General features: G+C 68.8%; 20 protein-coding genes. 17 read left to right on the top strand and 3 right to left on the bottom strand.

What is annotated here, in order from left to right:
* Nucleotides 1-6 precede the first annotated feature (6 nt).
* The 14 genes from ACIGHN_RS06835 to ACIGHN_RS06770 all read left to right on the top strand — a co-directional run bounded on the left by ACIGHN_RS06835 (nt 7) and on the right by ACIGHN_RS06770 (nt 16803).
* On the top strand, nt 7-2973 hold the full coding sequence (locus ACIGHN_RS06835; protein ID WP_396503779.1) for a formate dehydrogenase subunit alpha: 2967 nt from the start codon (nt 7-9) through the stop codon (nt 2971-2973).
* A 25-nt stretch (nt 2974-2998) separates the two neighbouring features.
* Complete coding sequence (gene fdh3B / locus ACIGHN_RS06830; protein ID WP_056161698.1) at nt 2999-3616, top strand: formate dehydrogenase FDH3 subunit beta; 618 nt, start codon at nt 2999-3001, stop codon at nt 3614-3616.
* The gene (locus ACIGHN_RS06825) at nt 3613-3858 is read left to right on the top strand and encodes a hypothetical protein (RefSeq protein WP_396503778.1); all 246 of its coding nucleotides are present in this window, start codon (nt 3613-3615) and stop codon (nt 3856-3858) included. Before fdh3B ends, ACIGHN_RS06825 begins: the two co-directional genes overlap by 4 nt.
* Nucleotides 3859-3866: 8 nt before the next feature.
* Entirely contained in the window at nt 3867-5084 is a 1218-nt protein-coding gene (locus ACIGHN_RS06820) for a formate dehydrogenase subunit gamma (RefSeq protein WP_396503777.1), read from the top strand.
* 20 nt (nt 5085-5104) lie between these two features.
* Nucleotides 5105-5497, top strand: coding sequence for a hypothetical protein (locus ACIGHN_RS06815; RefSeq protein WP_156371833.1), 393 nt, complete (start codon nt 5105-5107; stop codon nt 5495-5497).
* A 168-nt stretch (nt 5498-5665) separates the two neighbouring features.
* Complete coding sequence (locus ACIGHN_RS06810) at nt 5666-6622, top strand: formate dehydrogenase accessory sulfurtransferase FdhD (protein ID WP_396503776.1); 957 nt, start codon at nt 5666-5668, stop codon at nt 6620-6622.
* 132 nt (nt 6623-6754) lie between these two features.
* Nucleotides 6755-8359 carry a C13 family peptidase gene (locus tag ACIGHN_RS06805; protein ID WP_396503775.1) on the top strand — a complete coding sequence of 535 codons (1605 nt, stop codon included), beginning with the start codon at nt 6755-6757 and terminating at the stop codon, nt 8357-8359.
* A 97-nt stretch (nt 8360-8456) separates the two neighbouring features.
* Nucleotides 8457-10976, top strand: a complete 2520-nt coding sequence (locus ACIGHN_RS06800; RefSeq protein WP_396503773.1) for an ABC transporter permease — start codon at nt 8457-8459, stop codon at nt 10974-10976.
* Between the two features lie 109 nt (nt 10977-11085).
* The gene (locus tag ACIGHN_RS06795; RefSeq protein WP_396503772.1) at nt 11086-11535 is read left to right on the top strand and encodes a group II truncated hemoglobin; all 450 of its coding nucleotides are present in this window, start codon (nt 11086-11088) and stop codon (nt 11533-11535) included.
* Between the two features lie 337 nt (nt 11536-11872).
* Nucleotides 11873-12469 carry a LemA family protein gene (locus tag ACIGHN_RS06790; RefSeq protein WP_396503771.1) on the top strand — a complete coding sequence of 199 codons (597 nt, stop codon included), beginning with the start codon at nt 11873-11875 and terminating at the stop codon, nt 12467-12469.
* Nucleotides 12470-12635: 166 nt separating this feature from the next.
* Complete coding sequence (locus tag ACIGHN_RS06785; protein WP_396503770.1) at nt 12636-13727, top strand: M48 family metalloprotease; 1092 nt, start codon at nt 12636-12638, stop codon at nt 13725-13727.
* 175 nt (nt 13728-13902) lie between these two features.
* Nucleotides 13903-14391 carry a RidA family protein gene (locus ACIGHN_RS06780; RefSeq protein WP_396503769.1) on the top strand — a complete coding sequence of 163 codons (489 nt, stop codon included), beginning with the start codon at nt 13903-13905 and terminating at the stop codon, nt 14389-14391.
* Between the two features lie 13 nt (nt 14392-14404).
* Entirely contained in the window at nt 14405-14632 is a 228-nt protein-coding gene (locus ACIGHN_RS06775; RefSeq protein ID WP_056418182.1) for a hypothetical protein, read from the top strand.
* A 95-nt stretch (nt 14633-14727) separates the two neighbouring features.
* The gene (locus tag ACIGHN_RS06770) at nt 14728-16803 is read left to right on the top strand and encodes a bifunctional 2',3'-cyclic-nucleotide 2'-phosphodiesterase/3'-nucleotidase (protein WP_396503768.1); all 2076 of its coding nucleotides are present in this window, start codon (nt 14728-14730) and stop codon (nt 16801-16803) included.
* A gap of 183 nt (nt 16804-16986) precedes the next feature.
* Here the strand turns inward: ACIGHN_RS06770 and ACIGHN_RS06765 are convergent, their stop codons facing one another.
* A complete protein-coding gene (locus ACIGHN_RS06765; protein WP_056161712.1) occupies nt 16987-17634 on the bottom strand; it encodes a PepSY domain-containing protein in 648 nt (215 codons plus the stop codon).
* A 123-nt stretch (nt 17635-17757) separates the two neighbouring features.
* Between ACIGHN_RS06765 and ACIGHN_RS06760 the strand changes: the two genes are divergently transcribed.
* Genes ACIGHN_RS06760 through ACIGHN_RS06750 form a run of 3 tightly spaced genes read left to right on the top strand, consistent with a single transcriptional unit; the run spans nt 17758 to nt 20704 of the window.
* On the top strand, nt 17758-18492 hold the full coding sequence (locus ACIGHN_RS06760) for a PepSY domain-containing protein (protein ID WP_396503767.1): 735 nt from the start codon (nt 17758-17760) through the stop codon (nt 18490-18492).
* The gene (locus ACIGHN_RS06755) at nt 18492-19166 is read left to right on the top strand and encodes a response regulator transcription factor (RefSeq protein WP_056161715.1); all 675 of its coding nucleotides are present in this window, start codon (nt 18492-18494) and stop codon (nt 19164-19166) included. Before ACIGHN_RS06760 ends, ACIGHN_RS06755 begins: the two co-directional genes overlap by 1 nt.
* Complete coding sequence (locus ACIGHN_RS06750) at nt 19166-20704, top strand: sensor histidine kinase (protein WP_396503766.1); 1539 nt, start codon at nt 19166-19168, stop codon at nt 20702-20704. The genes ACIGHN_RS06755 and ACIGHN_RS06750 overlap by 1 nt, the downstream gene beginning before the upstream one ends.
* 53 nt (nt 20705-20757) lie before the next feature.
* Here ACIGHN_RS06750 and ACIGHN_RS06745 read toward each other — a convergent pair whose 3' ends face one another.
* Together ACIGHN_RS06745 and radC are read right to left on the bottom strand one after the other, a co-directional pair.
* Nucleotides 20758-21402, bottom strand: coding sequence for a Smr/MutS family protein (locus tag ACIGHN_RS06745; protein ID WP_056423096.1), 645 nt, complete (start codon nt 21400-21402; stop codon nt 20758-20760).
* 338 nt (nt 21403-21740) lie between these two features.
* A complete protein-coding gene (radC, locus tag ACIGHN_RS06740) occupies nt 21741-22454 on the bottom strand; it encodes a DNA repair protein RadC (protein ID WP_396503765.1) in 714 nt (237 codons plus the stop codon).
* Nucleotides 22455-22501: the final 47 nt, after the last annotated feature.

Below are 22501 nucleotides of genomic sequence, written 5' to 3'. Positions count from 1 at the left end.
CGCCCCATGTTGCTCACCAAGAAGTCGCCGCACGCCGCGCCGGGCGCCGCGCCTGCCTCTCCTTTTGTTCACAGCCTGCGCCGCGGTTTGTCGCAGGCCCTGCCCACCATGGACCGGCGCGCGTTCTTGCGCCGCTCGGGCCTGGGCGTCGGGGTCGGCATTGCCGCGTCGCAGCTCACGCTGATCAAGAAGTCCCACGCCGCCGAAGGCGCCAAGGTGGGCCTGGGCGACAGCAAGATCGAAGTGCGCCGCACCGTGTGCACCCACTGCTCGGTGGGCTGCGCGGTGGATGCCGTGGTCGAGAACGGCGTGTGGGTGCGCCAGGAGCCGGTGTTCGACTCGCCCATCAACCTGGGCGCGCACTGTGCCAAGGGCGCTGCGCTGCGCGAGCACGGCCACGGCGAGTACCGCCTGCGCTACCCCATGAAGCTCGTGAACGGCAAGTACGAGCGCATCAGCTGGGACACGGCGCTCAACGAGATCACCGCCAAGATGCAGGAGCTGCGCAAGGCCAGCGGCCCTGACAGCGTGTACTTCGTCGGCTCGTCCAAGCACAACAACGAGCAGGCGTACCTGCTGCGCAAGTTCGTGAGCTTCTGGGGCACCAACAACTGCGACCACCAGGCGCGCATCTGCCACTCCACCACGGTGGCCGGCGTGGCCAACACCTGGGGTTATGGGGCCATGACCAATTCGTACAACGACATGCAAAACAGCAAGGTCGCGATGTACATCGGCTCCAACGCGGCAGAGGCCCACCCGGTGAGCATGCTGCACATGCTGCACGCCAAGGAAACCGGCTGCAAGATGATCGTGGTGGACCCGCGCTTCACCCGCACGGCGGCCAAGGCCGACGAATACGTGCGCATCCGCTCCGGCACCGACATTCCCTTCCTCTTCGGCCTGCTGTACCACATCTTCAAGAACGGCTGGGAAGACAAGCAGTACATCAACGACCGCGTCTACGGCATGGACAAGGTGCGCGAGGAGATCCTCGCCAAGTGGACGCCCGACAAGGTGGAAGAGGCCTGCGGCGTGAAGGAGGCGCAGGTCTTCAAGGTGGCGAGCATGCTCAACGCCCACCGCCCCGGCACCGTGGTGTGGTGCATGGGCCAGACGCAGCACACCATCGGCAACGCCATCGTTCGCGCATCGTGCATCCTGCAGCTGGCGCTGGGCAACGTGGGCAAGACGGGCGGCGGCACCAACATCTTCCGCGGCCACGACAACGTGCAAGGCGCCACCGACGTGGGCCCCAACCCCGATTCGCTGCCCGGCTACTACGGCCTGGCCGAAGGCTCCTGGAAGCACTTCGCGGCCGTGTGGGGCGTGGACTACGAGTGGATCAAGGCCAAGTACGCATCGCCCGCGATGATGACCAAGAGCGGCATCACCGTGTCGCGCTGGATCGACGGCGTGCTGGAGAAGAACGAGCTCATCGACCAGGACTCCAACCTGCGCGGCGTGTTCTTCTGGGGCCATGCGCCCAACTCGCAGACGCGCGGTCTGGAAATGAAACGCGCGATGGACAAGCTGGATTTGCTGGTGGTGGTGGACCCGTACCCCTCGGCCACCGCCGCCATGGCCGCCATGCCCGGCAAGGCCGAAGATTTGAACGCCAACCGCGCGGTGTACCTGCTGCCCGCGGCCACGCAGTTCGAGACCAGCGGCTCGTGCACCGCGTCCAACCGGTCGCTGCAGTGGCGCGAGAAGGTCATCGAGCCCCTGTGGGAGAGCCGCTCGGACCACATGATCATGCACCAGTTCGCCGAGAAGCTGGGCTTTGCCGCCGAGCTGTCCAAGAACTACAAGATGCAGAAGGTCAAGGGCATGGACGAGCCCGTGCCCGAGGACATCCTGCGCGAGATCAACAAGAGCGTGTGGACCATCGGCTACACCGGCCAGAGCCCCGAGCGGCTGAAGGCCCACATGAAGAACATGCACCTGTTCGACGTGAAGACCCTCAAGGCCAAGGGCGGCAAGGACAAGGACACGGGCTACGACTTCACGGGCGACTACTTCGGCCTGCCCTGGCCCTGCTACGGCACGCCCGAGCTCAAGCACCCGGGCTCGTCCAACCTGTACGACACCTCCAAGCATGTGATGGACGGCGGCGGCAACTTCCGCGCCAACTTCGGCGTGGAAAAGGACGGCGTGAACCTGCTGGCCGAGGACGGATCGTTCTCGCTGGGCAGCGAGATCACCACCGGCTACCCCGAGTTCGACCACGTGCTGCTCAAGAAGCTCGGCTGGTGGGACGACCTGTCGGACGCCGAAAAGGCCAAGGCCGAAGGCAAGAACTGGAAGACCGATCCCACCGGCGCGATCATCCGCGTGGCCATGAAGCACGGCTGCCACCCGTTCGGCAACGCCAAGGCGCGTGCCGTGGTGTGGAACTTCCCGGATGCGATACCGCAGCACCGCGAGCCGCTGTACGGCACCAAGCCGGAGCTGATGGCCAAGTACCCCACGCACGACGACAAGAAGGCCTTCTGGCGCATGCCCACGCTGTACAAGAGCGTGCAGGACAAGAACATCGCCGACAAGGTGCACGAGAAGTTCCCGCTCATCCTGAGCTCGGGCCGCCTGGTCGAGTACGAAGGCGGCGGCGAGGAAACCCGCTCCAACCCCTGGCTGGCCGAGCTGCAGCAGGAGTCGTTCGTCGAGATCAACCCGAAGACGGCGGCCGACCGCGGCATCCGCAACGGCGAGCGCGTGTGGCTGAGCTCGCCCACCGGCGCACGCCTGAACGTGCAGGCGCTGGTCACCGAGCGCGTGGCACCCGACACGGTGTGGATGCCGTTCCACTTCTCGGGGCGCTGGCAAGGCGCGGACATGCTGGCGTACTACCCCAAGGGCGCAGCGCCCATCGTGCGCGGCGAAGCGGTGAACACCGCCACCACCTATGGCTACGACAGCGTGACCATGATGCAAGAAACCAAGACCACGATCTGCAACGTGGAACGCGCCTGATCGCGCCGCGCAAGGAGACCTACCCATGGCACGAATGAAATTCATCTGCGACTCAGAGCGCTGCATCGAATGCAACGGCTGCGTCACGGCCTGCAAGAACGAGCACGAGGTGCCGTGGGGCGTGAACCGCCGCCGCGTGGTCACGCTCAACGACGGCGTGCCCGGCGAGAAATCGATCTCGGTGGCCTGCATGCACTGCAGCGATGCGCCCTGCATGGCCGTGTGCCCCGTCAACTGCTTTTATCGCACGGACGAAGGCGTGGTGCTGCATGACAAGGACGTGTGCATCGGCTGCGGCTACTGCAGCTATGCCTGCCCCTTTGGCGCACCGCAGTTCCCGTCCACCGGCACCTTTGGCGTGCGCGGCAAGATGGACAAGTGCACCTTCTGCGCCGGCGGCCCTGAAGAGCATGGCAGCCAGGCCGAGTTCGACAAGTACGGCCGCAACCGCCTGGCCGAGGGCAAGCTGCCCGCCTGCGCCGAAATGTGCTCCACCAAGGCCCTGCTGGCTGGCGATGGCGACGTGGTGGCGGACATCTTCCGCAACCGCGTGGTGCAGCGCGGCAAGGGCGCCGAAGTGTGGGGCTGGGGCACGGCCTACGGCTCGCAGCAGGCCGGCCAGCCGGCAGGGGGCAAGTCATGACCACGATGCACCGCACCTTGCTGGTCGCCTCCGCAGCCCTGGCCCTGGCGGCCCTGAGCGCCTGCGGCGAAAAGCCGCAGACCGGCGCCGGCATCCGCAGCGATGCGGCCCCCTACGCCGGCACCGGCAGCGCCTTCACGCAGCCGGGCTGGACGGCCGGTGACAAGGCGAGCTGGGAGGCGCAACTGAAGACGCGCCAGCAGTACGGCCAGAACGAGTACACGCGCATCACCGCGAAGTGAGGCCCGTCATGCAACACATCCTGTGGTCATTGGCGTTGGTGGTCGGTGTGGCCTGCGGCCCCGCGCTGGCGCAGGCCCCGGCCGCTGGCGATGCAGCCTCTGCGCCTGCGGCAGCAGTAGCGCCTGCGCCTGCCACCGCGGCCCCGGCCGCGGGCGGCATCCAGAGCCAGAACATCTTCGAGGTCAAGCCGGACGCGAGCGCCGACCCCAAATACCTGGAGCAGACCAACGGCGAACGCGCCAAGGTGCAGCCCGGCAACAACGCGCCCATGTGGCGCCAGGTGGGGCAGGGCGTGACGGGCACCAGCAGCCTGCCCAAGAGCCAGGCGCCCGAGGCCGGCAACCTGATCCAGCCCTTCGTGCAGTACCCCGGCTCGCGCGTGACCAACGCCGGCGAGGCCTGGCGGCAGGTGCGCAACCAGTGGATCATCCCGTACGGCGGCTCGCTGCTGCTCATCGTGGCCGGTGCGATTGCGCTGTTCTACTGGGGCAAGGGCGCGATCAAGCTGCACGGCGCCGAGACCGGCCGCAAGATCGAGCGCTTCACCCCTTTCGAGCGCTCGGCCCACTGGGCCAACGCCATTGCCTTCGTCGCCCTGGCGGTGTCGGGCATCGTGATGGCGTTCGGCAAGTTCTTCCTGCTGCCCATCATGGGCGCTACGCTGTTCGGCTGGCTGGCGTATGCATTGAAGAACATCCACAACTTCGCCGGCCCGCTGTTCGCGGTGTCGCTGGTCATCGTGTTCTTCACGTTCCTCAAGGACAACCTGCCGCGCCGCGAGGACATCACCTGGATCGCCAAGGGCGGCGGCATGCTCTCGGGGCAAGAGGTGCCTTCGCACCGCTTCAACGCGGGCGAGAAGATCGTGTTCTGGGCCGGCGTGCTGGGCCTGGGCGTGATCGTGGTGGCCTCGGGCCTGGTGCTGGACAAGCTGATCCCCGGGCTCATCTACGAGCGTGGCACCATGCAGATCGCGCACATGGTGCATGCCGTGGCCACGGTGGTGATGATGATGATGTTCATGGGCCACATCTACATGGGCACCATCGGCATGCAGGGCGCCTACAAGGCCATGAAGACCGGCTATGTGGACGACACCTGGGCCAGGGAGCACCACGAGCTCTGGTACGACGACATCGAGGCCGGCAAGATTCCGCGCCAGCGCAGCGCCGTGGACGGACCTGTCGAGGCGGCCGCCGCCGCAGGCAAGCCCGTCCAGGCATGACATGTGAGGCACACCCCACCATGAAGACTCCACACCCCCTCCGTACCCTGGCGCTGGCTTTGTGTGCCGCTGGTGCGTGCAGCCTGGCCGTGGCCAAGCTGCCCCCGCCGTCGCCCGAGGCCGCCGCCAAGGCTGCAGAAGCCGCTGCCAAGGCCGCCTGGGCCGGCAAGGTCGACAACTACAAGCTGTGCCTGTCGCAGGACAAGGTGGCGGCCCACTACCGCAAGACCACGCCGGATGCCAAGCCTGCGGTGGCCACCGGCGCCTCGTGCGCTGACCCCGGCCCGTTCGCCTACACACCGCCAGAGGCCAAGCCCCTGGAGGCCGCAGGCGCCCACTCGCCACCGGGCACGGCCAGCAGCCCGCCCAACACGGCCACCCCCGCCGCCGCGGCATCGGCACCCAAGCCCTGATCGCCGTCGGCCGGGTGCGCGGGGTGCGTACCACTTCTGCGATGGGCCGCACAGAGACCGGCACCCCTCCAAATCTCTCGGAGCACCTCCTCTTCGCCCTTGGCCCCGCCCGGCGCAGGGCCAGGCTGGGCAGCGTCTGCATTCAGCACGCCTGCGTATAGTCCCTCCATGACATCCCGCACCGCAACGGATTCCACCGCCCAGCCCTTGCCCCCCTTGCCGCGCCTGACGCAGGCCACGGCCCCGCTCACCCACAGTGTCGATGTGGTCAACGAACTGGGCGAGCGCGAGCAGGTCTCCATCCCCGCGGAGCGCCCGCTCACCGTGTATGTGGACAAGCGCGAGCTGGTCACGCTGATGACCCTGGGCGCGCACCCCGAGCTGCTGGTGCTCGGTTACCTGCGCAACCAGCGCCTGGTCGAGTCGGTGTTCGACATCGCGTCCATCACCGTCGACTGGGACGTGCACGCCGCCGCCGTGCGCACCCGCCACGGCATCGAGCGCATCGAAGAGCGGACGGCCAGCAAGGTGGTGACCACCGGCTGCGGGCAGGGCAGCGTGTTCGGTGGCTTGATGGACGAGGTGGACCGCATCGTGCTGCCCGAGGCGCGCCTCACCCAAGCCCAGCTGTACGGCATCGTCAACGCGATCCGCCTGAAGGAGTCCACGTACAAGTCTGCCGGCTCGGTGCACGGCTGTGCGCTGTTCCAGGGGGAGGAACTGCTCACTTTTGTGGAAGACGTGGGGCGCCACAACGCCATCGACACGATTGCGGGCTGGATGTGGATGAATGCGCAGCCGCCAAGACTCGCGGCTGAGGGGGCTGCAGGCGAGCCCGGGCCCGAGCCCATGTCGGGCGCCGACAAGGTCTTCTACACCACCGGGCGCCTCACCAGCGAGATGGTCATCAAGTCAGCCCAGATGGGCGTGCCCATCGTGGTGTCGCGCAGCGGCATGACGCAGATGGGCCATGCGGTGGCGCAGCAGCTGGGCCTGTGCGCCATCGGACGGGCGACCAACCGGCGTTTTGTCTGCTACAGCGGGGCCGACCGGCTTGTGCTGCAGCCAGAGCTGGCGCAGCCGCCTGCAGTGCTGCCTGCGACAGGGGCTGCGCCGCAGACATAGCGATAGCGTTTGGATGCCGGGCCACAGCTACGGCTACGGCGGCCACCGGTAGCCCTCAAGAGCACGCAGCGGCCACCGTCGAGCGCCCGGCCGCCGTGGATGCCCGTCATGCGCAGATGGCATGATGCGCGCATGAAAGACCGTCACGTGCATGGCACCTGGGACAACACCCTGCCCAGCCAATCGGGCCCTGTGCCCGGCGAGATTGAAGTGCCGCTGGCCGGCGCGCCCACCGCGCCCGGGGCGCTGGCTGACACCCCGGGTGGCGGGCCTGCGGGCTCTGCCCGCCTGTCGCTCTGGGACTGGGTCCGCGAAGGCTTGCGCGCCGGATTTTTCCTGGCGCCCCGTACCGGCGCGGCGGCGCCCACGCCCTGGCAACTGGTGGTGCTGGCGCTCGCCAGTGGCGCGCTGCTGGCGGCCGTCGCGCGCCTGGAGATCGTGGGCCCCGCGCAGTTCAACCTGCGCGGCTGGCTGATTCCGTACTGGACGACGTTGGCGCTGCTGTGGTTCGCGTGGTGGGGCATGGCCCCGGCGCTGCGGGAACAGGCCGCGGCACCAGGGGCCGCCAGCCCCGAACCTTCGGGCGGTCTGGCGGCGTGGTTCGCACTCTCCACCTGGGCGCCCATGGTTCCCACACTGCTCACCTACGGGCTGTTGGGCTGGGCGGCGCAAAGGCCGCAGACCTGGCAGGGGCAGATCGCCGGCTGGGTGATGTGGGCACTGTACATCCCGCTGTTCGCGTGGCTGCTGGCGGCGGTGGTCGTGGTCAGTGCACGTTTCATCCGCTCGCGCGTGCGCACGGCGGTCTTTGCCGCCGGGTTGGTGGGCCTGGCGGCCCTGGCCACGTGGCAGTTTCCCGACCGGCCCTGGGAGATGGATGCCGAAGCCGTCGCCGCGGCCCAGGAGCCTGCTCCAGAGCCGGCACGCCTGCACCTGTCGCAGACGGTCTTCGAAGCCCAGCAGGCACTGTGGCCGCAGCAGGTACAGGCGCTGGCGCCCGAGCGCCCGGGCGTGGTGGATGTCTACGGGCTGGTGTTCGCCCCCTATGCCAGCGAGGAAGTCTTCCGCCGAGAAAGCACCATGGTCAGCACGCTGCTGAAGGAGCGCTTCGACGCCGACGGCCGCGTGCTGCACCTGCTCAACCATGCGGAAACCGCAGGCACCCACCTGTGGGCCACGCCGCAGAACCTGCAGCGCGCCATCGAGGCGCTGGCGGACCGCATGGACCGCGACAACGACGTGCTCATGGTCTACATGACATCCCACGGCGCGCGCAACCACGAGCTGGCCGCGTCGCACTGGCCTCTGGAGGTGCCGCCCGTCACGCCCGAGATGCTGCGCGCCGCGCTGGACGACGCCGGCATCCGCCACCGCGTGATCGCCGTGTCGGCCTGCTTTTCGGGCGGCTGGATCGACCCGCTGGTCACCGACGGCACGCTCATCATGACGGCGGCCGATGCCACGCACACCTCGTACGGCTGCGGCCGGCTGTCCGAGCTCACGTTCTTCGGCCGTGCGGTGTTCAACGAGCAACTGCGCCAGACCCATTCGTTCACCGACGCCTTCGCCAAGGCCGTGCCGCTGATCCAGCAGCGCGAGGTCGAGGCCGGCAAGGCCGACGGCTTCTCCAACCCGCAGATCCGGGTGGGCGCGCAGATCGAACCTGTGCTCAAGGCGCTGGAGCAGCGGCTGGGCGCGGGCGAAGGCAGCGAGGCCACCGCCACGGTGCGGCCCTGACCGCGAGGGGCGGGCCCGCTGCCCGCGCAGCGCCCGGCACCGCCCCAAAACACCCCACGGGCTGACGGCCCGTTCGCTTTGCGCTAAGGTCCGCGCCATGAACCTGTCTTTTCTGCGCCTGGGCTGGCGCACCCTGGCCCGCGACCTGCGCGCGGGCGAGCTGCGCCTGTTGATCGTTGCCGTCACCCTGGCGGTGGCCGCGCTCACTTCGGTGGGCTTCTTTGCCGACCGATTGCAGGGCGGCCTGCAGCGCGATGCCCTGCAGCTGCTGGGCGGCGACGCGGTGGTGGCCAGCGACAACCCCACCCCCCAGGCCTTTGTGGACCAGGCCAAGGCGCTGGGCCTCCAATCCGTCACCACGCTCGGCTTTCCCACCATGGGCCGCGCCAGCGACGCCCAGGGAGGCGCCAGCAAGCTCGTGGCCTTGAAGAGCGTGCAGCCGGCCTATCCGCTGCGCGGCAGCCTGCGGGTGTCCGACGCCCCCGGCGCCATCGACCAGCCCACGCGGGACATCCCGGCCAAGGGCGAGGTATGGGTCGATGCTCCTTTGCTCGAATCGCTGAACCTGGCCATGGGCGACTTTCTGCTGCTGGGCGATACGCAACTGCGCATCGCCCGCATCATCGTCATCGAGCCGGACCGGGGCGCGGGCTTCATGAGCTTTGCGCCGCGCGTGATGGTCAACGAAGCCGACCTGGCCGCTACCGGCCTAGTGCAGCCCGCCAGCCGCCTGACCTACCGGTTTGCCGTCACCGGCCCGGCGCCTGCGGTCAAGGCCTTCAACGAATGGTCTGCCGCAGAGCTTAAAAAGCCCGAGGTGCACGGCGTGCGTGTGGAGTCGCTGGAGAGCGGCCGCCCCGAAATGCGCCAGACGCTGGACCGCGCCCAGAAATTTCTGAGCCTGGTGGCCCTGCTGGCCGCGCTGCTGTCGGCCGTGGCCGTGGCCCTGGCGGCACGCGGCTTTGCCGCGGAGCATCTGGACGCATCGGCCATGCTGCGCGTGCTGGGGCAAAGCCAGCGCACCATCGCGGGCGCGTACACCACCGAGTTCGCGCTGGTCGGCCTGTTCGCCAGCGCCCTGGGCGTGCTGCTGGGGTATGCCGTGCACCACGCCTTCGTGCTGCTGCTGGCGGGGCTGGTGGAATCCGCCTTGCCCGCACCCAGCCTGTGGCCCGTGGCCTTCGGCCTGGGCATGGGGCTCACGCTGCTGTTCGCGTTCGGCCTGCCGCCGGTGCTGCAGCTGGCCCAGGTGCCACCGCTGCGGGTCATCCGGCGCGACGTGGGCGGGCTCAAGCCGGCATCCATGGCGGTGCTGGGCATCGGCATCGCGGGCTTTGCGGCGCTGCTGCTGACGGTGAGCAGCGACATCAAGCTGGGCCTGATCGCCGTGGGCGGCTTTGCGGGCGCGGTGCTCCTGTTCGCAGGCCTGGCCTGGGTGGCGGTCAAGCTGCTGCGCAGGAGCGTGAACGAGGCCACCGCCCCGCGCTGGCTGGTGCTGGCCACGCGGCAGATATCGGCACGCCCGGCCTACGCCGTGGTGCAGGTCAGCAGCCTGGCCGTGGGCCTGCTGGCCCTGGTGTTGCTGGTGCTGCTGCGCACCGACCTGGTGGACAGCTGGCGCAAGGCCACGCCGCCGGATGCGCCCAACCGCTTCGTGATCAACGTCATGCCCGACCAGGCCGATGCTTTTCAGCAGGCGCTCAAGGACAACAATGTCGCCAAGTACGACTGGTACCCCATGATCCGCGGGCGGCTGGTGGCGGTGAATGGCAAGGCCGTGGGCCCGGCCGACTACACCGACGACCGCGCCAAGCGCCTGGTGGACCGCGAGTTCAACCTCTCCAACGCCACCGAGGCACCGGCCCACAACCAGATCGTGGCCGGCCGGTGGACGGCGGGCGAGGAGGGCGCGATCAGCGTCGAAGAAGGCATTGCCGAGACCCTGGGCCTGAAGATGGGCGACCGCCTGCAGTTCGACATGGGCGGCGTGCTGAACGAAGCCCGCATCACCAGCCTGCGCAAGGTGGACTGGGGCTCGATGCGCGCCAACTTCTTCGTGATGTACCCGGTGGCGAGCGTGAAGGACGTGCCCGTCACGTACCTTGCCGCCTACCGCGCGCCCGAGGTGCACGGTTTTGACAACGCGCTGGTGCGCCAATTCCCCAACATCACCAACGTGGACATGGCCGCCACCATCAACCAGGTGCAGCGCGTGCTGGACCAGGTGATCCGCGCGGTGGAGTTCTTGTTCGCTTTCACGCTGGCCGCTGGCCTGGTGGTGCTGTTCGCGGCCGTCACCGCCACACGTGAAGAGCGTGCGCGCGAATACGCCATCATGCGCGCCGTGGGGGCGCGCGCCAGCCTGCTGCGGCAGGTGCAGCGCGCCGAGCTGGTGGGCGTGGGCCTGCTCGCGGGCTTTTTGGCCAGCACCGTGGCCGTGGGCGTGGGCTGGGCGCTGGCGCGCTTCGTGTTCGACTTCGCCTGGACCGCGTCGCCCTGGGTGCCGCTGGCGGGCGCCGTGGCGGGCGCCGTGCTGGCCTTGGCCGCTGGCTGGTGGGGCCTGCGCGAGGTGCTGCTGCGGCCGGTGGTGGACACGCTGCGCCGCGCGGCGGAGTGAGCGGCTGGCGTGTGCCCTCTATGGGGTACCGCCAGTGCTGCATCAGCCGGTTGCTATATATTCGATAGCTGCTGCCGCTTGATGGTCAAGCGGTAGCGCCATTTTTGACATGAATTCAGACGTTTCCAAAGACCCCCACGCAGACACCGAGCCCGGCCAGGAGGCTGCGGCGGCGGCTGTCACACCCTTCGAATGGATCGGCGGCGAAGCGCGCGTGCTGGCGCTCACCGAGCGTTTCTACGACCTGATGGACCTGGAGCCCGCGTATGCCGAGTTGCGTACGGCCCACGGCAGCGACCTGGTGCAGGCGCGGCAAAAACTCTTCTGGTTCTTGTGCGGTTGGCTGGGCGGGCCCGACCACTACCAAAGCCGCTTCGGCCACCCGCGCCTGCGCATGCGGCACATGCCTTTTTCCATCGGCATCAAGGAGCGCGACCAGTGGGTCGCCTGCATGGACCAGGCCATGGGCGAGACGGGCGTGCCCGGCGCTTTGCGCGCCCGCTTGAAGGAAAGCTTCATGGGCACGGCGGACTGGATGCGGAATAAGGGCACCCCCTGAGCGGCTGCGCCGCTTCCCCCTGAAGGGGGACGCACCCGGTGGCCCGGCAAAGCCGGTTCCACGGGTGCACTGGCGGGGCTGCGGTCGGTGGCGGGTGCGGGGTGTCAACCCAGAGCGGCTGGGCCGCTGCCCTCGCAGCCTGTGGATGGGCCCGGTGTGTGCTCATAGTATCGATTGCTCTGCTTTTGATAGCTGCTAGCGCTTATTGGTGAGGCGCTGCAGGCTGTTTTGGTGCTTAAATCCCTACCCGCTGAAATGTATGGCCCCTTTGGGAAAGGAGCGCCACTAAGATGCGCCCAGCATCCATTCATTCAATTCACAACAAGGAGGGTGGGACATGTCAGCTACTGCTTGGATCGTTCTGGGCCTGGTCGCCGTGCTGGCGGTGTGGGCCGTTAGTGTCTACAACCGGCTGGTGCAGCTGCGCAACCGCATTGCCAACGCGTTCGGCCAGATCGACGTGCAGCTCAAGCGCCGCCACGACCTGGTGCCCAACCTGGTCGAAGTCGCCAAGGGCTACCTCAGCCACGAGGCCGCCACGCTCGAAGCCGTCATCCAGGCGCGCGGTCAGGCGCAGGGCGCTGCTGCCGCTGTACGGGCAGAGCCTGGCAGCGCCAACGCCATGGGCGCGCTCGCAGCCGCCGAGGGCGTGCTGGGCAGCAGCCTGGGCCGCCTGATGGTGGTGGCCGAGGCGTATCCCGAACTCAAGGCCGACGCCACCATGCAGTCGCTGTCCGAAGAGCTGACCAGCACCGAAAACCGCCTGGGCTTTGCGCGCCAGGCGTACAACGACCAGGCGCTGGAATTCAACGACGCGGCAGCGCAGTTTCCTGACCTGGTCGTGGCGCGCCTGCTGGGCTTTCCCACCGTGCCGATGCTCGAATCCACACGCAGCGAAGAAGAGCGCACCGCGCCGCAGGTGCGGTTCTCGTAAGCCATATCGATGGGCCTCTGGGCCTCTGGGCCTCTGGGCCGCTGGCGGCGCTGTTCCCTCCGCGGGACGCACGTGGCGGCACGGCCCGTACGCATCCACGCATGCGCCGGCAAGGCTGCGGCCAGTTCTGCCCGCAGTGGATATCTCACCGACTGGAGAGGGTGCCATGAAGTTCTGGGACCATCAGGACAGCGCGCGCAGCGAGACGCGGCGCCTGCTGCTGGGCTTTGCACTCGCTGTGGCCGTGCTGGTCGTCGCGGTGCACGCGGCCCTGGCGCTGGCCTGGGTATTGATGGCCGCGGTGCTGCCGGGGCGGTTGCCGTTTCCGCAGGGCTTTCTGGCGGCCAACGTGGGCGTGTCGCTGATGCTGGTGCTGGGCGGCTGGTGGGTGGAAACCTCGAACCTGCGCGCGGGCGGCGTCAAGCTGGCCCGGCGGGTGGGTGCGCGCGAGCTGAGGCCGTCGCTCTCGCATGCCGAGCAGCGGCTTTCCAACATCGTGGACGAGCTGTGCATCGCGGCCCACATGCCCCGGCCCGAGATCATGGTGATGCCGCGCACCGACGCGATCAATGCCTTTGCCGCCGGCTGGGACCAGAGCGATGCCGTGATCGCCGTGACGCAGGGCGCGCTCGACTACCTGAACCGCGAGGAGATGCAGGGCATGGTCGCCCACGAGCTCTCGCACCTGCACGAAGGCGACACCCGTCTGAAGATGCAGCTGGCGGGCATGGTGTTCGGGCTGGAGCTGGTCTACAACTTCGGCAACACGCTGCGCGAGCGCCGGGGCCTGTCGTGGTGGTTCGGCTCGGCCATCATGCTGGCCGGCCTTGCAGGCTGGTTGACCGGACGCATGCTCAAGGCCGCAGTGTCGCGCCAGCGCGAGTACCTGGCCGACGCCCGCGCCGTGCAATGGACGCGCAGCCGCGACGGCCTGGGCGGCGTGCTGCGCAAGGTCATGGCCCAGCGCCGCGACCTGCCGCGCGGCTATGAAGAGCACAGCCACAAGGGACTGAACCACCCCTCGGTACAGCACATGCTCCTGGTGGACCTGGGCGGCGGTGGCCGCATGGAGCGCTGGCTCGACTCGCACCCCACGCTGGATGAGCGCGTGCAGCGCCTCTATGGCCGCAAAATGCAGCCGATCAAGGTCATGCCGGTGGCCGCAGGGCCGGAGCCAGCCTGGCGCCCCGAGAATGCCGGGCAGCCCGCCGGCGTGACGCTGGCGTCGCTGGTGGACCCGTTCGCGCGGTATCTTTGAACCCCTCCCCCCTTGTTTCGTCTTCGCCGCCTTCCCGCCCCAGGGGGACGCATCCGGTGGTCTGGCCGAGCCAGTTCCGCGGGTGCACTGGCGTGGGCCGAACCAATGGCTGCCTGCGCGCTCCATGCCGCGCTCAATGGCATAGTGGTGGCCCTCTTAAATGCCGAGATTTCTTATGTCCCGTGACACGCGTTTCCAGGAACAGGCCCAGGCCCTGGGCTACAGCTTCGATGGCGAGATCAAGATCGGTGGCAACTACGTGCCGCTGGTGCGCGACGGTCACCACATCTACCTGAGCGGCCAGATCCCGCGCGTGGGCGACACCGTGGTGGTCACGGGCGCAGCCGGTGCCGGTGCGTCGCTGGCCGATGCGCAGAAGGCCGCCAAGGTGTGCGTGATGCGATCGCTGGCTCTGCTGCAGCGTGCACTCGGCTCACTCGATGCAGTGCAGGCCATCCTGCGGATCACCGTGTACGTGCAGTCGGCGCCTACGTTCACGCAGCAAAGCGAGGTGGCCGATGGGGCGTCGGACCTTTTGTTCGCCGTGCTGGGAGACGCGGGCGCCCACACGCGCACGTCGGTGGGCGTGCTGCAGTTGCCCAAGAACGCGACGGTCGAGGTGGATCTGATCGCCACGACCGCAGATCCGCACGCATCCGCCTGAAGGAGAGCTTCGTATGGCAGCGCCGACGCACCCCCGTTTCAACGTCTTCGGCCGCATCGTCGAGGTGCGGCGCGAGGGCGCGCTGTGGCAGGCCTACCGCGTGGGGTCCGATGGCAAGCGGACTCCCTCGGGTTTCGTGATTCCCGACTTCGTGCAAGAGCACGAGCTGGCGCAGTTCCTGGAGGACCTGTTCCACGAAAGCGCTTCGCCGCACAACGGCGACGTGCACCGCATCGCCTGATGGGGGGCGGACAGGCGTGTGCTTTTGCACCACGTCACACCGCTGTCAAACCCCGGCCAGACACTCGGACCCTTGTTCCAACAAGGGCCTTGTTCATGTCTGAACGCACTCGCAGCCGACTTCTTTCGCTTTCGTCGTTTCATGGCTCACGCCGCACCGCCACGCTGAGCGTGCTGGCGCTGGCCGCGTCGCTGTCCGCATGCGGCGGCGGTGATGGCGGCAGCGTCAACAACAACGCTGGTGCCACCGCCACGCTGGCCGTGCTGGAGACCACCGACCTGCACTTCAATGTGCGCAGCTACGACTACTTCAAGCTGGCCGAAGACAAGAGCTACGGCTTCGAGCGCACCGCCACGCTGGTGCGTGCGGCGCGCAAGGAGTTTGCCAACACCCTGCTGGTGGACAACGGCGACACCATCCAGGGCACGGCGCTGGCCGACTACGAAGCCACCATCAACCCCATCCCTTGCACGCAGCAGCTGTCCATGTACAGGGCCATGGGCGCGTTAGGCTTTGACGCCGGCACGCTGGGCAACCACGAGTTCAACTACGGCCTGCCGTTCCTGAACCAGGTGCTGGGCGGCGGGCTGGAGGTGGATGGCGTGGACGCCGCCAAGAAATGCGCGGGCGCGGGCTTTCCGATGGTGCTGGCCAACGTCACCAGCAACAAGACCCAGAAGCCGCTGGTGCAGCCCTACACCGTGCTCGAGCGCACGCTGGTGGCCAAGGGCGCGGACGGCAAGGAGTTGAAGCTGCCCATCAAGGTGGGCGTGATCGGCTTCACCACGCCGGGCATCATGAACTGGGACAAGCGCTACCTCGAAGGCAAGGTCAGCACGCAAGGCGCGGTCGAGGCTGCGACGAAGTACGTGCCCGAGCTGCGCGCCAAGGGCGCCGACATCGTGATCGCGCTGCTGCACGGCGGCATGGACAGCGCGGCGTATTCGCCCACCATGGAGAACCCGGGCCTGTACCTCTCCAAGGTGGCCGGCATCGACGCGATGGTGATGGGCCACCAGCACGGCGTGTTCCCCGACACCGCGGCCACGCCCGGCTTCACCATGGCCGGTGTCGACCACAAGGCCGGCACCGTGAACGGCGTGCCCGCCGTGATGGCCAGCTCGTGGGGCAAGGCCCTGGGCGTGGTGCAGCTGGCGCTGCAGTGGGACGGCGCCAAGTGGGTGGTCAACAAGACGGCCAGCAAGTCCGAGTTGCGCAACATCCAGAACAAGAACGCCGCGGGCGCCACAGTGACCGTGGATGCGGACGCCAGCGTGGCCCCGCTCGTCGAGACGCAGCACCAGGCCGCCATCCAGTACGTGAAGACACCCATCGGCCAGACCGACTTCCGCATGAGCACGCTGTTCGCCGACGTGGGCGACCCCGGCGCGATCCAGATCGTGAACCAGGCGCAGCAGGCCTATGTGGCCGCCTACATCAAGGCCAGCCTGCCGCAGTATGCGCAGCTGCCGGTGCTGTCGGTGAGCGCGCCGTTCAAGAGCGGCTTCCAGGGTGGAGCCGACTACACCGACGTCGCCGTGGGCCCGCTGGCCATCAACAACGCGGCCGACCTGTACCTATACCCCAACACGGTGTATGCGGTGAAGGTCAACGGCGGGGACATCAAGAACTGGCTGGAGGCCGCGGCCAAGCGCTTCAACCAGATCGACCCTGCCAAGACCGGCGAGCAGCAGCTCATCAGCACCTTCCCGGGCTACAACTTCGACATGTTCACCACCGCCGACGTGCAGTACCAGATCGACGTGACCCAGCCCGTGGGCAGCCGCATCAAGAGCCTGACCTACCTGGGCAAGCCCATCGACGTGGCGCAGGAGTTCGTGATCGCCACCAACAACTACCGCGCCACCAGTGGCAAGAGCTTCATCGACAAGCTCGACGGCTCGGGCACCATCTGGGCGTCGCCCGATGCCAATCGCGACGTGGTCATCGACTACATCCGCAAGAACCCGGCGGTGACGCGCAGTACCAACGGTGCGGCCAAGAGCTGGCGCTTTGCCAAGGCCACCGTGGCGGGGCCGGTGGTTTTCAGCTCGGGCGCCAATGCGCTGGCCGTGGCGCAGGCCGCGGGCCTGGCCAACGTGTCGCTGCTGGCGGCGGACGACGGCTCGGGCAAGGGCACGTCGAAGTACGCGGTCGATCTGTCCAAGTAGGTATGTAGGGCATGTAGGCATGCAGGCGTGTAGCGCGGGCGACGGGCACGTTCGGCGTGCCTGCCCCGACCCGCTACAACAGTCACTCCAACACCTGGCCCGGCTGCGTTGGCATGCCGGGCCAGGTGCTACTTTTTTCGTGCGCTGGTTGCCGCACCTGCCTCCACCGCAGGCGCGGGCCGCTCAATCGTCCAGCTGTTCGCGCAGCACGGCCCCGGTCACGGCGTCCACCCGCAGCTCCACCGCCAGGTTGGCCGTGTTGGTGGCCTCGGCTTCCCAGTAGCCGTCTTCATACTCGACACCGCGCACGCGGGTGTAGCCCGCCTGCTGCAGGGCCGCCACGATCTGGTCGGCGCTGAGCACGGGCTGGCCGTTCACGGTGCCGCCGCTGCGGCCCACCTGGCTCAACACCTCCAGCGTCACCGGGTGCAGCACGAATTCGACCTTCTCGCGGTTGGTCACGGACTGGCGGGCCTTGGCCTGCCAGAAGCCGTCGTCCAACTCCACGTCGTACACGAAGCTGTAGCCGGCGGCGCGCACCTGCTGCGCCACCCGCTCCACGCTGGGCAGGGCGGTGCCGACATCGCCCTTGCGCACGGCGGTGAAGCTGCCGTTGGCATCGTTGACCAGCACGGTGGCACGCACCCCGTCGTTGGAGACGGCCTCGGCGGTCCAGTAGCCGTATTGCTTTTGCAGGTCGTGCGGCGCCACGTAGTGGTTCTTGGCCATCACGTTGACGGCCTCCTGGGCGCCCATGGCCCAGGCCATGGAGGGCAGGGCGGAGGCCGCGGCGGCGGCTGCGAAGGCCAGGGTCAGAACGGTCTTTTTCATGGTGCTTCCTTTCGGTGTGGCAGTGGTTGTGAAGAACTGGGAGGCAGTGTGCGCAACCGTTCCTAAACCCACCGTGAAGCGTCCGTTCATGGACCGTTTAATGGCCTCCGCAATAATCGCGCGATGACAAATATCAGCTTGCGAACCATCGTGCAGGCCGCCGCTTTTGCCGCGGTAGCGCTGGCCTGTGCGCAGGCCCCTGCCGCCGAGCAGGATGTGGCGCGGCGCGGCGTGCAGAGCGGGCAGCTTAGGCCGCTCAACAGCATCATTGCGGACATGAGCCGCCAGTACGGCGGGCGCGTCATCGACGTGGAGACCAAGCACGGCCGCAAGGGCGAGCTGCGCTACGAGATCAAGATCATCGACGCCCGCGGCACCAAGCACGAGGTGCTGGTGGATGCGGCCACGGGCACCGTCGTCGCGCAGGAGAGCGACTGGCCCACGCAGCCTGTGGGCCTCGCGCAAATGGCGCGCTACATCAAGCAGCTGGAGCAGCGCTACGGCTCGCGCGTGGTGAACGCCGAGTTCGAGCGCGACGCGCAGGGCAAGGCGGTGTACGAGGTCAAGCTCTCGGACCGGCCCGCCGGGGAGATGAAGCTGCTGGTGGACGTGAACACGGGCGAGGTGCTGACCCCGCCGCAAACGGCGGGCACGCCCGCGGCGCCCAAGTCCATGGCCGTGATGCTCGAATCCTTGCGGCCGCGCTTTTCGGGCCTGGTGCTGGAGGTGGAGCTGGAGACGGACCACCGCCGCCGCCCCTACTACAGCGTGGAGCTGCAGCAACCCAACGGCTTCAAGCTGGAGCTCGAAGTGGACGCCGTGAGCCTGCAAGTCACGCGGCAGAAGGTGGACGACTGATGCGCATCCTGGTGGTGGAAGACGATGTGGCGCTGGCCCAGCAACTGCGCGTGGCGCTGGAGGCCGCGGGTTTTGCGGTGGATGTGGAACACGACGGCGAGGCCGCGTCCTTTGCCGGCAGTGCCGAAGCCTACAGCGCCGCCGTGCTGGACCTGGGCCTGCCGCTCAAGGACGGGCTGAGCGTGCTGCGCGACTGGCGCGACGCGGGCCGCAGCTGGCCGGTGCTGGTGCTCACGGCCCGCAACCGCTGGAGCGACAAGGTCGCGGGCTTCAATGCCGGGGCCGACGACTATCTGACCAAGCCCTTCCTCATGGACGAGGTGGTGCTGCGCCTGCGGGCCATGCTGCGCCGCACGGCCGGGTCGGCCGCCGCCGTGCTGACGGCCGGCCCGCTGGAGTACGACGTGGTGCAGGGCCGCTTTTCGCTGCAGGGCCAGAGCCTGCAGCTCACCGCGCAGGAGCACAAGATCCTGGCGTACTTCATGCACCACCCGGGCAAGCTGCTCACGCGCACTGACATCAGCGAGCATGTGTATGCGCGCGACCTCGACCCGGACTCCAACACGCTGGACGTGCTGATCGGCCGCATCCGCCGCAAGTTGAACGGTGCGCCGCAGCTTGTGACCGAGCGCGGCCAGGGCTTTCGCCTGGTGGCGTGCGACGTGGCGGGCTGATGCGCATCGAACCCTCCGCGCCATCTTCAAGGCCCGCGCAGCCCGCACCGCCTGCGCCGGCCAGGGTCCATGGCGCCGCCGCGTGGGCCCTGGCGCTGGCCCAGTGGCCCATGGCCACGCGCATCGCGCTGCTGGCGCTGGTGCCCATGCTGCTGCTGGTGGGCGCCGGGGGGCTGTGGCTGCGCGTGCAGATGCACCAGAGCCTGCTGGCCAGCTTCGAACAGGTGCTGCGCGACAAGGCGCAGCGCGTGGGCGCACGGCTGCACCTGGGTCCCCAGGGCGGCTTGCGGGAGTCCACCGGCGGCGCCGATGAGTTCAGCGCCATCTACGCCGGCTGGTACTGGCGCGCCCAGGCGGGCAGCGATGTGCTGCGGTCGCGTTCGCTGTGGGACATGGACAGCCTGCCGGCCGAGCCTGCGCCCACCACCGGCTCTGCCACGCTGCACCGGGCCACGGGGCCGCTGCAGGAACCCCTGCTATCGCTGGCCCAGCCGGTCAGCCTGGGCCAGCCCCCGGTGCAGGTCACGCTGACGGTCTACGGCCCGGCCGCACAGTTGCACAGCAGCATGCGGCAGATCGACCGCACGCTGGTGGTGGCCGGGCTGGTGCTGATGCTGCTCACCGGCGGTTTGGCGTGGCTGCAGGTGCGGGTGGGGCTGGCCCCGCTGCGCCGGCTGGAGGCCATGCTGGCCGCCCTGCGCGCGCCGCAGGGCGCGGGGCCCGATGTGGCGCGGCACCTGGCCGCCCCCACGGGGCGCGACCTGCAGCCCCTGCAAAACGAGCTGGCAGGCCTGCTGGCGCACAACGCGCACGTGGTGGCCCGCGCGCGGGCCCATGCGGTGGACCTGAACCATGCGCTCAAGAAGCCCCTGGCCTTGCTGAGCGCGCAGGCCAGTGCGCAGCCGCAGGTGCCCAGCAGCGAGGTGCGGCATCAGGTCGAGGCCATGGCCCAGCTGGTGGACCGCTACCAGGCCCGCACCCTGAGCGACGCACTGCACGCCCACCCCGGAAGCACCGGCCAGGCCGTGGACGTGCGCGACTGCGTGGCCCAGCTGCTGCGCATGATGGAGCGCCTGCACGCCGCGCAGGAGCTGGACTGGGTGTTGGCAGACGCCACGCACGGCCCGCTGCACTGGCGCGGAGAACGCGCCGACCTGGAAGAGGTGCTGGGCAACGTGCTGGACAACGCGGGCAAGTGGGCTGCGTCGCAGGTGCGGCTGACCGTGTCGGTATCGGCATCGATGGCGGCCTCTGCGCCCTTGTCGGCGCAGGGCGGTGCCTCGCACACCTGCCTGTGCCTGGACATCGAGGACGATGGCCCGGGCATGACACCGGAGCAACTGCAGGCCGCGGGCGAGCGCGGCGTGCGCTTTGACGAGTCCGTGCAGGGCAGCGGGCTCGGCCTGGCGATTGCCAGCCAGATCGTGCAGGCCTATGGCGGTCAGTTGCAACTGCGCAAGAGCGAGGCGCTCAAGGGCCTGGGCGTGCGGCTGGAGCTGCAGGGGCTGGTGACTGTGGCGCGCGGCAAGCCGGGATAGGGGGGTGACGGTGCAGCCACACGCCAGTTGCACGGCGCCCGGTGCACCACCCCCTAGCGCCTGCGTGCATGCACGGGCTGCAGCAGCACCACCAGCGCGCCTGCGCCCCCGTCGATCGGCCGGGCCTGCACAAAGGCCAGGACCTCGCTTTTTTGCACCAGCCAGCGCTGCACGCGGCTCTTGAGCACCGGGCTCTTGCCCGGCGAGCCCAGGCCCTTGCCGTGCACCACGCGCACGCAGCGCAGGCCCGTCTTGTGGGCGTGGCGGATGAAATCGCCCAGTGCCTCGCGCGCTTCGTCCACGCGCAGGCCGTGCAGGTCCAGCTGGCGCTGAATGCTCCAGTGGCCGGAGCGCAGGCGCTGCGTCACTTCCACCCCCACGCCGGGGCGCCGAAAGCTCAGCTGGTCGTCGGTGTCGAGCAGGGTGCTCACGTCGAAGTCGTCGCTGATGGATTCGAGCAGCACACGTTCTTCGTCCAGCCAGTGCTGCACCGGCAACGGCGGTGGCTGGTGGCGGCGCAGCCGTGCGAGGTTGGGGTTGCGCAGCGGCGTCACCGCGCCCACGCTGCGGCTGAAGAGGTGGCGCTCGGCTTCTTGCCGCGCGGCCGCCTCGCGCCGGGCTTTTTCCTCGGCGTCTGCGCGCTCCTGGGCCTCGCGCAGGCGGCGGGCCACGCTGGCCAGGTCCTGCAGCTGCGTGATGCGCTCGCTGGCCCTGCGCGGGGCAGGTGGTGCCCGGCGGCGGGGCGCGGCAGGGGGGTGGGCCGGAGGCGCCGATTCGCTGGCGGCGGTGCCGTGGGGCCGGGGCGGCTGCAGCGGGCGCTGGGCCGCCTTGGCGGCAGCGCGCTGGCCTGCCAGTGCGGCACGCCGGGTGGCGCGGGTCGTGGGCGTGGGGGCTGAGGCAGGCCGTTCAGTGGGACCGATGTCGGCAGTGGGCTCGGGCGCACCGCTGGCTGCGCGCCCGGCCCGCGCCAGTGCAGCCTGCAGTGCCGTGAAGGGCGCAGGCATGGGTACGGGAGCGGGTGGCGGAGCGCCAGCTTTCACAGCAGCCCTTTCTCCGCCATCGACAGGGCCTGCCCGGGCGCCACGATGACGTGGTCGAGCACCCGCACGTCCACCAGGGCCAGCGTGGTTTTCAGGGTCTGGGTCAGCACCTCGTCGGCGCGGCTGGGCTGCACGCTGCCGCTGGGGTGGTTGTGGGCCAGCACCACGGCGGCGGCGTGGTGGTGCAGGGCGCGCAGCACCACCTCGCGCGGGTACACGCTGGCCTGGGTGAGCGTGCCGCGAAACAGCTCGTCCATGGCCAGGAGGCGGTTTTGCGCGTCGAGGAACAGCACGGCAAACACCTCATGGCCCTTGGCGGCCAAATGCAGCTGCAGGTAGTGCTTGACGGCATCGGGCGAGTCGAAGACCTCGCGCTCGCGCAGCTGCTGCGCCAGGGCCCGGCGGGCGAGTTCGAGCACGGCCACCAGCTCGGCGCGTTTGGCGGGGCCCAGGCCCTTGATGCGTTCGAGGTCGGCAGGGCTGGTGTGCAGCAGTCCGGCAATCCCGCCAAAGCCCCCGGCGACCTTGCCGGTGGCGGGGTCGATGCAGGGCGGCTCCAGCAACTCCTGCGCCATCTGCAGCACGCCCTTGCCCACGATGCCCGTGCGCAGCAGGATGGCCAGCAGTTCGGCATCGGCCAGTGCGGCGGGGCCGCGGGCCAGCAGTTTTTCGCGGGGCTGCGCGTCGGGAGGGAGGTCTTTGAGGGACATGGCGCAGGGTTATCGACACCCGTCAGGAATCAACGGGCGTAGGGCTT

This window comes from Acidovorax sp. NPDC077693 (assembly GCF_044542805.1).
In the GTDB taxonomy this organism is placed as follows: domain Bacteria; phylum Pseudomonadota; class Gammaproteobacteria; order Burkholderiales; family Burkholderiaceae_C; genus Acidovorax.
Note: the sequence above shows the minus strand (reverse complement) of the source record. Positions and strands in the feature narration are given on the sequence as shown.